The sequence below is a fragment of the Streptomyces sp. R41 genome, assembly GCF_041053055.1.
Classification (GTDB): domain Bacteria; phylum Actinomycetota; class Actinomycetes; order Streptomycetales; family Streptomycetaceae; genus Streptomyces.
The window spans coordinates 7,563,706-7,577,020 of the sequence record NZ_CP163443.1; the positions used below are offsets into that span (position 1 = coordinate 7,563,706).

General features: G+C 69.7%; 11 protein-coding genes and 2 pseudogenes. 8 read left to right on the plus strand and 5 right to left on the minus strand.

Annotated elements, in window-relative coordinates:
• Position 1: 1 nt before the first annotated feature.
• Positions 2–532, plus strand: coding sequence for a hypothetical protein (locus tag AB5J53_RS34610; RefSeq protein ID WP_369249534.1), 531 nt, complete (start codon positions 2–4; stop codon positions 530–532).
• Here the strand turns inward: AB5J53_RS34610 and AB5J53_RS34615 are convergent.
• Positions 525–1,673 carry a serine hydrolase domain-containing protein gene (locus AB5J53_RS34615; protein WP_369249535.1) on the minus strand — a complete coding sequence of 383 codons (1,149 nt, stop codon included), beginning with the start codon at positions 1,671–1,673 and terminating at the stop codon, positions 525–527. The genes AB5J53_RS34610 and AB5J53_RS34615 overlap by 8 nt on opposite strands.
• Positions 1,674–1,926: 253 nt before the next feature.
• Here AB5J53_RS34615 and AB5J53_RS34620 point away from each other — a divergent pair, with 253 nt between their 5' ends.
• Positions 1,927–3,624: an RNA polymerase sigma factor gene (locus AB5J53_RS34620; RefSeq protein WP_369249536.1), complete on the plus strand. Its 1,698-nt coding sequence runs from the start codon at positions 1,927–1,929 to the stop codon at positions 3,622–3,624.
• Here AB5J53_RS34620 and AB5J53_RS34625 read toward each other — a convergent pair.
• The 3 genes and pseudogenes from AB5J53_RS34625 to AB5J53_RS34635 form a co-directional block, all read right to left on the minus strand.
• A pseudogene (locus AB5J53_RS34625) lies at positions 3,606–3,767 on the minus strand (winged helix-turn-helix transcriptional regulator); the annotation flags it as partial. The gene AB5J53_RS34620 and the pseudogene AB5J53_RS34625 sit on opposite strands and share 19 nt — an antisense overlap.
• Positions 3,764–4,447, minus strand: a complete 684-nt coding sequence (locus AB5J53_RS34630; protein ID WP_369249537.1) for a glycerophosphodiester phosphodiesterase — start codon at positions 4,445–4,447, stop codon at positions 3,764–3,766. The gene AB5J53_RS34630 and the pseudogene AB5J53_RS34625, both read right to left, overlap by 4 nt.
• 26 nt (positions 4,448–4,473) lie before the next feature.
• Positions 4,474–5,588: pseudogene (locus AB5J53_RS34635) on the minus strand (adenosine deaminase).
• 652 nt (positions 5,589–6,240) lie between these two features.
• Here AB5J53_RS34635 and AB5J53_RS34640 point away from each other — a divergent pair.
• Positions 6,241–6,753, plus strand: a complete 513-nt coding sequence (locus AB5J53_RS34640; protein ID WP_369249538.1) for a DUF4190 domain-containing protein — start codon at positions 6,241–6,243, stop codon at positions 6,751–6,753.
• A 31-nt stretch (positions 6,754–6,784) separates the two neighbouring features.
• On the opposite strand, the gene AB5J53_RS34645 is transcribed toward AB5J53_RS34640, so the two are convergent.
• Positions 6,785–7,405, minus strand: coding sequence for an NADAR family protein (locus AB5J53_RS34645; protein WP_369249539.1), 621 nt, complete (start codon positions 7,403–7,405; stop codon positions 6,785–6,787).
• A 178-nt stretch (positions 7,406–7,583) separates the two neighbouring features.
• Here AB5J53_RS34645 and AB5J53_RS34650 point away from each other — a divergent pair, with 178 nt between their 5' ends.
• The 5 genes from AB5J53_RS34650 (at position 7,584) to AB5J53_RS34670 (ending at position 13,315) form a co-directional block, all read left to right on the plus strand.
• Complete coding sequence (locus AB5J53_RS34650) at positions 7,584–9,110, plus strand: gamma-aminobutyraldehyde dehydrogenase (protein ID WP_369249540.1); 1,527 nt, start codon at positions 7,584–7,586, stop codon at positions 9,108–9,110.
• 76 nt (positions 9,111–9,186) lie between these two features.
• Positions 9,187–10,434 carry a spermidine/putrescine ABC transporter substrate-binding protein gene (locus AB5J53_RS34655; protein WP_369249541.1) on the plus strand — a complete coding sequence of 416 codons (1,248 nt, stop codon included), beginning with the start codon at positions 9,187–9,189 and terminating at the stop codon, positions 10,432–10,434.
• A complete protein-coding gene (locus AB5J53_RS34660) occupies positions 10,431–11,591 on the plus strand; it encodes an ABC transporter ATP-binding protein (protein WP_369249542.1) in 1,161 nt (386 codons plus the stop codon). Before AB5J53_RS34655 ends, AB5J53_RS34660 begins: the two co-directional genes overlap by 4 nt.
• A complete protein-coding gene (locus AB5J53_RS34665; protein ID WP_369249543.1) occupies positions 11,591–12,514 on the plus strand; it encodes an ABC transporter permease in 924 nt (307 codons plus the stop codon). The genes AB5J53_RS34660 and AB5J53_RS34665 overlap by 1 nt, the downstream gene beginning before the upstream one ends.
• Entirely contained in the window at positions 12,515–13,315 is an 801-nt protein-coding gene (locus AB5J53_RS34670; RefSeq protein WP_189189039.1) for an ABC transporter permease, read from the plus strand.

Consider the following 13,315-nt stretch of genomic DNA (forward strand, 5'->3'; position numbering starts at 1 on the left):
CATGAGCGACAGAGCCGCCCTTCTCAAGGGCATCCGCGCATGGCTGGTCATCTTTGTCGTCTGCCTGGTGCTCAGCGGCGCCACGGCATTCCCTCTGGTGCACGAACTCCACTGGACCGAGGACCTGTTGCGGTCCCTCTCGGTGCCCGAGCACCTGCCCGTCCTGATGGACTGGATCGAGCACGTACGCCGCGGGCTCGACGCCACCGACGCCAAGTACCCCTTCGTGCTGTACGGAACGGACTGGCTGGCGTTCGCGCATCTTGTGATCGCGGTCGCCTTCTACGGGCCGTACCGCGACCCGGTGCGCAACATCTGGGTCGTCGAGTTCGGCATGATCGCCTGCGCCGGCATCGTCCCGCTCGCACTGATCTGCGGGCCGATCCGCGGGATCCCCTTCTGGTGGACCGTCATCGACATGTCCTTCGGCATCATCGGGGTGATCCCGCTGTACGTCGTACGGAAGAAGATCAAGCGGCTCGAGGCGCTCACCCCGAATCCCGGTCAGGCCGCCCCGGCCCTGGCTACTTGAGCGCCGCCAGCGCGATCCGCTGGGCCACCGGGTTCATCGACTCGCCCTTCGCGTCGGTCGAGTTGACCGAGTAGACGAGGGTGCGGGAGAGGTCCCTGGTGGCCACGACGACCGCGCTGTAGCCGTACCGGGCGCCCGACTTGAGCCAGTAGACCCTGCCTCCGTACTCGAAGCGCTGGAGCCCCGCGCTCATGTCGGCGCCCTCGATGCCCGAGGGGACGGTGAACATCTCCTCCAGCTGTGGCTCGGGGACCAGATCGCCCCGGAAGAGGTGGGTGATCAGCCGTTCCAGATCCGCCGTCGTGGAGATCATGTCGCCCGCGGCCCAGCGGTCCGCCTGGTTCCAGTCGGTGACGTCGACGAACTCGGTCGTACCGTCCGCCCGTTTCACCGCCTGGTAGCCGTGGTTGTGCGGTCCGTGGATGCGCGGGTCCGTGCCGGGGAAGTACGAGTGGCGCATCCCGGCCGGCCGGAGGATCCGACGGGTCGCTTCCCGCGCGTACGTGTGCCCGGTCACCTTCTCGATCAGCATGCCGAGGATCGTGTAGTTGATGTTCAGGTAGTCCTGCTTCTCGCCCGGGCGGAATTCCGGCCCCTTCGCCACCGCCGAGACGACGACCTCCTTCGGCGTGAGCGTGTCGAAGCGGTGCGCGTACGCCTCCTCGAAGGAGTCGCCGAAGCCGTCGCCCGCCTGGATCCCGCTGGTGTGGTTCAGCAACTGCCGTACGGTGATGGGCTTGAAGGCGGTCGACAGCAGTCCGGGCAGGTAGTGCTGCACAGGGGTGCCCAGCTCGACCTTGCCCTCCGCCGCGAGCTGGAGCACGACCGCGGCCGTGACCACCTTCGTCGTCGAACCCGCCCGGAAGAGCGCGTTCGGGTCGGCCTTCCGCCCGCTCGCCAGATCGTGCACGCCCGCGCTGCCGCGCCAGCGGCCGTCGGTGCCCCCGACCCGCACCAGCGCGGCGGTCGCGTCCGCGTCCGGGAGCCCGGCGAGCGCGGCGCGCAGGGCCTCGGCGTCGGGTCCCGTCGTCCGCGCGGCGACCGTGCCGGGGGAGGCGAGCGCGGGCGCGCTCAAGGGGCCGGCGGCGAGACCGAGGGCGACGGCGACGGCGAGGGCAACTACGGGGCGGCGTACGGCCATTGAGCACTCCTGTGATCGGTGCGGCGGTCGGAGATGATGTTCATCCTGCGGCCGTACGCGGTCCCCGGGATCGTCACTGAGGAGGGGGCCGTCCCCCGCATCGGCGCAAGGGTCGCCCCTAGGGGGCCTGGGAGGGGCTTCGCGGGGTCGAAAGTTTCGCTCGGCACGCCCCCGCAAAAAACTGTTATCGAGGAGCGTCCCTCTCCGTCTCCAAAGGTGAAACGTCGTGGACACGGCCCCGTGAGCCGCGGCGATGGCCGAGAAGGTACGTTCCGAAGACGAAGAGACCAGGGGAAGGACGGACGTGGACGGGCGGGAGTGGCGCTCCACCATCGCGGCCGCGCAGGCCGGTGACCGGCGCGCGCTCGACGAGCTGGTCGCGGGCTGGCTGCCCCTCGTCTACAACATCGTCGGCCGCGCGCTGAACGGCCACGCGGACGTCGACGACGTCGTGCAGGAGACCATGCTGCGCGCCGTCGACAACCTCGGCACGCTGCGCGATCCGGACAGCTTCCGGTCCTGGCTTGTGGCCATCGCGATGCGCCAGATACGTGACCGGGCGCGTCGTCGGACCTCCGAGACGCTCGACGACGGCGCGGGCGACCAGGCCGCCGACTTCGCCGAACTGACCGTACTGCGGCTCCAGTTGGAGGGGCAGCGGCGCGAGGTCGCGGAAGCCGTGCGCTGGCTCGACGACGAGGACCGCCAACTGCTGTCGCTGTGGTGGCTGGAGGTCGCGGGCGAGCTCACCCGGCGGGAACTCGCGGCGGCCGTCGGCATCAGCCGGCAGCACGCCGCCGTCCGCGTCCAGCGCATGAAGGAGCGCCTGGAGACCGCGCGCGGCATCGTCCGGGCGCTCGACTCGTCCTGCCCCGAGCTGCCCGAGGTGACCGGTCGCTGGGACGGACGGCCCGACTCGGTGTGGCGCAAGCGGCTGGCCCGGCACATCCGGGGCTGCGCGTACTGCTCGGGCGCGCGCGAGACGGTCGTACCGGCCGAACGGCTCCTCGTCGGGATCGCGCTCGTCCCGGTACCGGTCGGCTTCACGCTCTCGCTGGCCCTGGGCGGCAAGACCGCGGCGGCCGCGACAAGCGTCGGATGGTCCGCCAAGGTGATCAGCGCGCTGACCAAGCCCGCCGTGGCGGTGACGGCCGGCGCGACGATCGCCGCCGGCGGCGCGTACGTCGTGACGCAGACCCCGGACAAACCGCCCCCGCGGGCCGCCGTCGCGCCCACGGCGGCGAGTACGGCCCGCCCCCCGTCGCACACCCCGTCACCCACGCCGTCCGCCTCGCCCTCACCGTCGCCGACGAAGACCGACGTGTACGGCACGGTCGTCGACGCCGTCGACCGGGCTCCGGATCCGAACGCGCGGCCAGGCGCCCTGCCGCACCGGCCCGAGTCCGGGATCACCAGCACCGGCGGCGCGAAGGCGGTGATGCAACACCGCGGAGACGGCGTGACCCTCAGCGGCAAGGGATACGTCCTGGTGCGCTGGCAGATCTCGCCGAAGTCCCGACCAGGGGCGCTGGTCATGCCGGCGTGGACCGGCCTCAAGGGAAAGCTCTTCCATGTGGCGTCGGGTGGTGGCCGCCGGATGGACGACGCCCTCGCGGGGAGCCCCGACGGCTACGCCACGGGCATGGGCGGGCCGGACATCGGATACGCCGTACTGCCGTCCGGCACACAGCAGATGTGGCAGAACGAGTACTTCTACCTCGACGGCACCGTCACCCTCACCGTGAACGAACGGGGCGCCGACTACGGCCTGATCGTCTTTCCGTCGAGCTGGGACGAGGCGAACAAGGACGTCACGACCGGCCCGGCCCAGGGCGCGATCCGCTACGGCCTGGTCCGCGACAACGGCGAGGACACGGCCCCGGTGCCGCAGTACCTGACCCGCTCCACCCCCACCGACCCGGCGACGGTTGCTCAGCGCTCCCGCGTGTAGCGCTCCTGCGCGGCCATGAACTCGTCGCCGTGCTCGAAGGCCCAGGCACCGAACGCGCCGATGGGGTCGAGCAACGACCGTCCGAGCCCGGTGAGTTCGTACGCGACCCGAGGCGGCGAACCGCCGTACGCCCCCTGAGTCAGCCCTTACGCAGGGCGCACAGCGCGTCGATGCGATTCGTCGTGATCGAGTCGACGCCCATGTCCAGGAGGCGCCGCATCGAGTGGCGGGTGTCCGGGGTCCACACGGACAACAGGTAGCCGTCGCGGTGGACGCGGGCCGCGAGGTCCCGGTCGACCAGCCCGAAGCGGTAGTTGAGCCAGCGCGGCCGTACGGCTTCGAGCAGCGCCGGCCGCGGCGGCGCGACGCTCGTCCAGGTCAGCGCGATCTCCGCGGCGGGGTCGGCGGCGCGCACCGCCAGCATGGCCGGGGCGCCCGCGCAGTAGTACACCCGCTCTTGCGCCCCGCACTCGCGGATGACGTCGACGATCCGGCGTACAGCCCTGCCGTCGGGCTCGCCCGGCAGGTCCACCATGATCCGGCTGTCCTCGGTCTCCTTGAGGGCCTCGACCAGCGTGGGCACGCCGCCGGCCGTGAGTCCGCGCACCTCGTCCGAGGAGAGCGAGCGCAGTGGCCGGTCCTGCTCCCACAGGCGCTTCAGAGTCTTGTCGTGCAGCAGCACGGGCACGCCGTCACGGGTCAGTCGTACGTCGATCTCGACCGCGTCCGCGCCCAGTTGGAGCGCGGAACGCAGCGATTCGATCGTGTTCTCGCGGAGACGGTAGGGGGCGCCGCGATGGGCGACGGCGGTCACGGTGCGCATGGGCCCCATTGTGGTGGTGCGACCTGTCAGGGCGCGAGCCACGTCGAGGCGTACGTGTCGATCTCCTCGGTGAGCTTCGTCTTACCTGCCTCGTCGAGGAACGACGCCTCGACCGCGTTCTTGGCGAGCGCGGCGAGGCCCTGCTCGTCGAGGTCGAGGAGACGGCCGGCGACCGCGTACTCGCTGTTCAGGTCGGTGCCGAACATCGGCGGGTCGTCGGAGTTGATGGTCACGGGCACCCCGGCCCGGACGAACTCCCTGATGGGGTGCTCGTCGAGGGTGCGGACCGCGCGGGTGGCGATGTTGGAGGTGGGGCAGACCTCCAGGGCGATCCGGTGCTCGGCGAGGTGTGCGAGGAGCTTCGGGTCCTTGGCCGAGCTGGTGCCGTGCCCGATGCGCTCGGCCCGCAGGTCGTTCAGCGCGTCCCAGACCGTCTCCGGGCCCGTCGTCTCACCGGCGTGCGGCACCGACCGCAGTCCGGCCGCGATCGCCCGGTCGAAGTACGGCTTGAACTGCGGCCGCGGTACGCCGATTTCGGGCCCGCCGAGCCCGAAGGAGACCAGGCCCTCCGGCCGCAGCCGGTCGTCGGTCGCGAGCCGCGCGGTCTCCTCGGCGGCCTCGAGTCCCGCCTCTCCCGGAATGTCGAAGCACCACCGCAGTACGACACCGAGCTCGGCCTCGGCCGCCTTGCGGGCGTCCTCGATCGCGTCCATGAAGGCGAGTTCGTCGATACCGCGGCGGGTGGAGGACCACGGGGTGATGGTCAGCTCGGCGTAGCGGACCTGCTGGCGGGCCATGTCGCGCGCGACCTCGTACGTCAGCAGCCGGACGTCCTCCGGGGTGCGGATGAGGTCGACGACGGACAGATACACCTGGATGAAGTGGGCGAAGTCCGTGAACGTGAAGTAGTCCGCGAGGGCCTCGGGGTCGGTCGGCACCTTCGAGTCGGGGTGCCGGGCGGCGAGGGCGGACACGATCCGCGGGGAGGCGGAGCCGACGTGGTGCACGTGCAGTTCGGCCTTGGGCAGTCCGGCGATGAAGGCGTGCAGATCGCGGGCGTCGTCGCGTGCGGTGCGGTGGTCGGTCAAGGTTCCTCCCCGGAACGGCGTCCCGGGACCGTGGTCGGCGGGACGCGGGTGATCGGCTGATCGGTGACTCAGGGATCATCGTAGGCGGCGGCCCGCGCGGGTTGGGCCCGGCCGTAGCATGACGGAACGTCCGACAGAAGAGGGGGCCCTGCGCATGTCCGACGACGCCCAGACGCCGGAAGCGCCACGCGACGGCGCCGCGTGGGCTCCACCGGGCCCGGGGGGCCCGACCTCTCCGAGCGATGCGGCGCCTGCGGAGGGCCGTGCGCAGGGGGCCGAACCCGAGGACGCCGCTCGTGCGCAGGGCGCCGAGCCCGAGGACGCTGTTGGTGCCCAGGGTGCCCAGGGTGCCCAGCCGGGGCATGGTGCTCACGGGCAGGGCCATACGCCGGGTTCGCAGGTCCAGGGCATCGCACCCGCAGCGGGGCATGCCCCGGCCCAACGCCCCGAGCAGGCCACCTCCGCTCTCAAGGTCCCCCTGGACAAGCCCACCGCCGAACCCCGCCCCGAGCCGAACCCCTGGGCTCCGCCCATGGAAACGGCTCCGTCCGGTGGGAGCGCCGCGCCCCTGCCTCCCTATATGTACGACCAGCCGACCGTCACCTCCCTCCCCGGCGCGGGCGCCCCGAGCCCCCAGCCCTGGGACAACCCCTTCGCACCCCCGGGCGGCCTCCCGCCCACCGCCGGTCCGACGCCCCGAGCGTCTTGGGCAACCCCTTCGCAGCCCCCGCAGCCCGCACCCCCTACCCCCAGCCCGCCCCGGGCGAACCCGTCCCCCCGCCACCCATCGCGCCCGACGGCCCCGGCCGGCTGCCGTACGGGTACGGCTACGCGCAGTACGCCCCGGCTCAGCCGCATGCCGCCTACCAAGGCGGCTACGGCTGGCCCCCAGTGCCGCCGCTCGCGCCGAGCAACGGCATGGGCACCGCCGGTCTCGTGCTCGGCATTCTCGCGGCGGTCGTGTTCTGCCTCTGGCCGCTCGCCATCGTGCTGGGCATCCTCGGTGTGATCTTCGGCGTGATCGGCCGCCGCAAAGCACGCCGCGGTGAGGCGACCAACCCGGGGCAGGCGCTGGCCGGAATCATCTGCGGAGCGGTCGGTATCGCCCTGGGAATCGCGATGCTCGTCTTCCTCGTCGTGGTCCCGGACGACAGCGGCGACGGTGACTCGGGCGGCGGCGACGGCTTCTCCACGTCCCTCGTCATGGAGCAGCAGTAACCCGTAGAAGAGCGGCGCAGTCCACGAGCGGCTATCCGAGCCGCGCCCGCGCCTCCATCAACGCGAACCCCAGCAAATTCGGCCCCCGCCACCGCTCGGGATCGAAGGCCCGCTCATCGTCCGCAGCGAGCCCGATGCCCCAGACACGGTCCAGGGGACTGGCCTCGACCAGCACCCTCCCCGAGCCTTCGGCCGGGGGGACCCCCATCTTGCTTCGCTCGCCCGTGCCCAGCAGAAACTCCCGCAGATCGGCGTGCGCGGCGAATTTGTGGACGCTGCCCTCGACCACGATCCCGAACCGCTCCCGCTCCCATATGGCCTCGTCGAAGCCGCGCACCAGCCGCCCCGCCTTCTTGGCGAGCGCGGGGTTCGAAGCGGCAAGGACCCGTCGCTCCGCTTCCTCGTCCCCGAAGAGGCGCGCCTTCGACGCCATCATCCAGTGCTCCGCCGTCGCGTACTCGACGTCGTCGACCACGAACGGTGACGGCCACCACTGGCTGAGACAGCTCGCACTCACCCGACCGTCCGGTCGCGGGCGGTGCCCCCAGAAGTGCAGGTACTTGACCCTCGCCCCCGATTGGACCGCGCTGACCAGCGCTTCCCAAGAATCGATCTTCCCCATGCACGCCACTCTGGCATGCACCACTGACATTCCGTCCCTCCTTTTACAGGAGGACTCGACACCTGGCCGACAGATTTCGTCGCGTAACCAAAAGGCAACAACGGAATCACTTGTTGGAGGACCATTGCTCTGCCAGGATCGGCACTCAAATCGAGCTGGAGCTACGCCCGACCCCCCGGCAACGGGGAGAACGGCGGAGGAGAGCGACATGCACAATCCGGGCCATCGCTTCCAGGCGCAGGACCGCTTGGCGGACGGCGCGCAGTACATCGCGGGCCGACTGACCAAGGGCACCTCCGGCCGCACGCACGCGGTCGTGAACCCCGCCACCGGCGAAGAGGTGTACACGTACGAGCTGGCGAGCACCGTCGACGTCGACGCGGCCGTGGCCGCCGCCCGTGAGGCGTTTCCCGGCTGGTCGGGCGCCACCCCGGGCGAGCGCTCCGACGCGCTGCACCGCTTCGCCGCCGTGCTCGCCGAGCGCGCCGAGGAGTTCGCCCAGGCGGAGTCGCTCCAGTGCGGAAAGCCCCTCAAGCTGACGCGCGAGTTCGACGTTCCGGGCACCATCGACAACACCGCGTTCTTCGCGGGCGCGGCCCGGCACCTGCAGGGCCAGTCCGCGGGCGAGTACTCCGGTGACCACACCTCCTACGTACGCCGTGAACCCATCGGCGTCGTCGGCTCCATCGCGCCCTGGAACTACCCCCTCCAGATGGCCGCCTGGAAGATCCTCCCTGCGATCGCCGCCGGCAACACGATCGTGCTGAAGCCGGCCGAGCTGACCCCGCTCACCTCGCTGCTGTTCGCCGAGGCGGCCACGGAGGCGGGGATCCCGGACGGTGTCATCAACATCGTCACGGGCCTGGGCAAGGAAGCCGGTGAGCATCTCGTCGGCCACCCCGATGTCGCCATGACCTCCTTCACCGGGTCCACCGCCGTCGGCAAGCGGGTCGCGGAGATCGCCACCTCGACCGTCAAGCGGCTCCACCTGGAGCTCGGCGGCAAGGCGCCCTTCGTGGTCTTCGACGACGCGGATCTCGAAGCCGCCGTGAACGGCGCGGTCGCCGGTTCGCTGATCAACACCGGGCAGGACTGCACGGCCGCCACGCGCGCGTACGTACAAAGGCCGCTCTACGAAGAGTTCGTGGCGAAGACCGCCGCCCTGATGGCGAGCGTCCGCGTGGGCGACCCGTTCGCGCCGGACACCGACCTCGGCCCGCTGATCTCGCACGCCCAGCGCGACCGCGTCGCCGGATTCGTCGACCGGGCCCGCGGCTACGCGCGCGTGGTCACCGGCGGAGCCGCCCCACAGGGCGACCTCAAGAGCGGCGCGTTCTACGCGCCCACGCTCGTCGCCGACGCCGCCCAGGACAGCGAGATCGTGCAGGCCGAGATCTTCGGCCCGGTGCTCGTCGTGCTGCCCTTCGACACCGACGACGAGGGCATCGCGCTCGCCAACGACACCCCGTACGGACTCGCGGCCTCCGCCTGGAGCCGCGACGTCTACCGCGCAGGCCGCGCGACCCGCGAGATCAAGGCGGGCTGCGTCTGGGTCAACGATCACATCCCGATCATCAGCGAGATGCCGCACGGCGGCTACAAGGCGTCCGGCTTCGGCAAGGACATGTCTGCCTACTCCTTCGAGGAGTACACGCAGATCAAGCACGTCATGTTCGACAACACCGCGGTGGCCAGGAAGGACTGGCACCGCACGATCTTCGGGGACCGCCCCTAGCCGACTGTCGGCCGAGGCCGAGTGACAGACCAGGCCGCGACCACGGCCGCGACCCTCCCGAAAGGGCACCACGAGCATGGAGCAGTACGAGCCCGAGCGCCTGACCCCGGCCCAAGTGGCCGCAATGCGGCGCAGTTTCAGGAACGGCAGGGCCTCCCTCACGCGCCGTTCGCTGCTGCGCGCCTCCGCGGGCGGCGCGCTCGCCGTCGGCGGTCTCGGGGCGCTGAGCGCCTGCGGGATTCCCGCGGCCGGCAAGACCCAGGGCGGCGTCTCCGCCGAGGACCACTCGGCCAAGGAGAAGACGATCAACTTCTCCAACTGGACCGAGTACATGGACGTCGACGACAGCGAGAAGCACCACCCGACGCTCGACGCGTTCACCAAACGGACCGGCATCAAGGTCAATTACACCGAGGACATCAACGACAACAACGAGTTCTTCGGCAAGATCAAGCCGCAGCTCGCCGCGGGCCAGGACACCGGCCGCGACATCGTCGTCCTCACCGACTGGCTTGCGGGCCGGCTGATCCGCCTGGGATGGGCTCAGAAACTGGACCCGTCCAACCTGCCGCACGCGTACACCAATCTCTCCGCCCAGTTCCGCAACCCCGACTGGGACCCGGGCCGCGCCTACTCGTACCCGTGGCAGGGCATCTCGACCGTCATCGCGTACAACAAGAAGGCGCTCGACGGCATCGAGGTCAAGTCGGTCTCCGACCTGCTCGACAACCCCAAGCTCAAGGGTCGCGTCGGCTTCCTCTCGGAGATGCGCGACAGCATCGGCATGACGCTGCTCGACATGGGCAAGGACCCGGCGAACTTCACCGACGACGACTTCGACGCGGTGATCGCCCGTCTCCAGAAGGCCGTCGACAAGGGCCAGATCCGGCGCTTCACCGGCAACGACTACACGTCCGACCTCACCAAGGGCGACTTCGCGGCCTGCATCGCGTGGGCGGGTGACGTGGTCCAGCTCAAGGCGGACAGCCCGGACCTCGACTTCATCATCCCGGACAGCGGCTACATCACGTCGACCGACAACATGCTGATCCCCAACAAGGCGCGCCACAAGACGAACGCCGAGCGGCTCATGGACTACTACTACGAGCCCGAGCCGGCCGCCGAGCTCGCCGCCTACATCAACTACGTCTGTCCGGTCGACGGAGTGAAGCCCTATCTCGCGAAGATCGACAAGGAAGCGGCAGACAACCCGCTGATCATTCCCGACAAGGCCATGGCCGCGAAGTCCCACGCCTTCCGCTTGCTGAGCGGCAAGGAAGAGACGGCCTACGAAGAGAAGTTCGCGAAGCTCACAGGGGCGTGACCACGATGACCAACGACAGCAGCGGCGACGTCCGCCTCTCCGGGATCAGCAAGACGTACGGCGCCTTCACCGCCGTACACCCGCTCGACCTGACCGTGCCCCAGGGCTCGTTCTTCGCCCTCCTCGGCGCGTCGGGCTGCGGCAAGACCACCACCCTGCGGATGATCGCGGGCCTGGAGGAACCTTCCTCCGGCACCGTCTTCCTCGGCGACCAGGAGGTGACGAACCTGCCGCCCTACAAGCGGCCGGTGAACACCGTCTTCCAGTCGTACGCCCTCTTCCCGCACCTCGACATATTCGAGAACGTCGCCTTCGGCCTGCGCCGGCGCGGCATCAAGTCGGTGAAGAAGCAGGTCGAGGAGATGCTCGACCTCGTACAGCTCGGCGAGCAGGCCCGCAAGAAGCCGCACCAGCTCTCCGGCGGCCAGCAGCAGCGCGTCGCGGTCGCCCGCGCGCTGATCAACCACCCCAAGGTGCTGCTCCTCGACGAGCCCCTCGGCGCTCTCGACCTCAAGCTGCGGCGTCAGATGCAGCTTGAGCTCAAGCGCATCCAGACCGAGGTCGGCATCACCTTCATCCACGTCACGCACGACCAGGAGGAGGCCATGACCATGGCCGACACGGTCGCCGTGATGAACGCGGGCCGTGTCGAGCAGCTCGGCTCGCCCGCCGACCTCTACGAGAACCCCAACACCACCTTCGTCGCCAACTTCCTCGGCACCTCGAACCTCATCGAGGCCGCGGTCGACAGCAAGAGCGGCGACGACATCGTCCTCCAGGCGGGCGGCGGCAAGCTCGTGCTGCCCCAGGCGCGATGTTCGGCGCCCACGGCGACCGGCGGCAAGGTCCTGGTCGGCGTCCGCCCCGAGAAGATCTCGCTCACGCACGCCGACGACGCCGGCGAGATCCCGGAGGGCCGCAACCGGATCACCGGCAAGATCGCCGACTCCAGCTTCATCGGCGTCTCCACGCAGTACGTGATCGACAGCGCCGTCTGCCCCGAGTTCGAGGTCTACTCGCAGAACATCGACCGCGACGCCCGGCTCACCCCCGGCGCCGACGTCGTCCTGCACTGGAGCCCGGCGCACACCTTCGGCCTCGACGCGGCCCAGGACATCGACGCCGGCGTCGAGACGGTGGACGAGGAGGCCGCCTGATGGCCGCCGTCACCGAGGCGCCACCCCTGGCGCCCGCTCCCGCCGAGAAGCCGCCCCGCAAACGCGGCCGTCTCGTCCCGTACTGGCTGCTCCTGCCCGGCATCCTCTGGCTGGTCGTCTTCTTCGCGCTGCCGATGATCTACCAGGCCTCCACGTCCGTGCAGACGGGCTCCCTGGAGGAGGGCTACAAGGTCACCTGGCACTTCGCGACCTACTGGGACGCCCTGGCCGACTACTGGCCGCAGTTCCTGCGCTCGGTCCTGTACGCGGGTGCCGCGACGATCCTGTGCCTGGTGCTCGGCTACCCGCTCGCGTACCTCATCGCGTTCCGCGCGGGCCGCTGGCGCAACCTGATCATGATCCTGGTGATCGCGCCGTTCTTCACCAGCTTCCTGATCCGTACGCTCGCCTGGAAGACGATCCTCGCGGACGGCGGCCCGGTCGTCGGCACCCTCAACTCGCTGCACGTCCTGGACGTCACCAGCTGGCTCGGCATCACGTCCGGCGACCGCGTGCTGGCCACGCCGCTCGCGGTGGTCTGCGGTCTGACGTACAACTTCCTGCCGTTCATGATCCTGCCGCTCTACAGCTCGCTGGAGCGGATCGACGGACGACTGCACGAGGCGGCGGGCGACCTGTACGCGGCGCCCTTCACGACCTTCCGGAAGGTCACCTTCCCGCTGTCGATGCCCGGTGTCGTCTCCGGCACGCTGCTGACCTTCATCCCGGCCAGCGGTGACTACGTGAACGCCGATCTGCTCGGCTCCACGGACACCCGCATGGTCGGCAACGTCATCCAGACCCAATTCCTGCGGATTCTCGACTATCCGACGGCCGCGGCACTTTCGTTCATTCTGATGGCCGCGATCCTCATCATGGTCACGCTCTACATCCGCAAGTCCGGGACGGAGGATCTGGTTTAAATGGCCTTCGTACGCTGGCTCAAGCGCCATCTCGTCGTCATCGCGGGACTGCTGACGCTCGGATATCTGCTGCTGCCCAATGTCATCGTCACGGTGTTCTCCTTCAACAAGCCGAAGGGGCGCTTCAACTACGAATGGCAGCAGTTCTCGACCGACGCCTGGCGCGACCCGTGCGGGGTCGCCGACATGTGCGGGTCGCTCTCGATCAGCCTGCAGATCGCCGTCTGGGCGACCATCGGGGCCACCGTCCTCGGCACGATGATCGCCTTCGCGCTGGTCCGCTACCGCTTCCGGGCGCGCGGCGCGGTGAACTCGCTGATCTTCCTGCCGATGGCGATGCCCGAGGTCGTGATGGCCGCCTCGCTGCTCACCCTCTTCCTCAACATGGGTGCTCAGTTGGGATTCTGGACGATCCTGATCGCCCACATCATGTTCTGCCTCAGCTTTGTCGTCACCGCCGTCAAGGCGCGTGTCATGTCGATGGACCCGCGCCTGGAGCAGGCCGCGCAGGACCTGTACGCCGGTCCCGCGCAGACCTTCCTCCGGGTCACCCTGCCCATCGCGGCCCCCGGAATCGCCGCGGGCGCGCTGCTCGCCTTCGCGCTCTCCTTCGACGACTTCATCATCACCAATTTCAACGCGGGCTCGACCGTCACCTTCCCCATGTTCGTCTGGGGTTCGGCGCAGCGCGGAACACCCGTTCAGATCAACGTCATCGGTACGGCCATGTTCCTCGTCGCCGTACTGTTCGTCCTGGCCGGAATGGTCATCGGCAATCGCCGGAACAAGCAAAAGGCATAA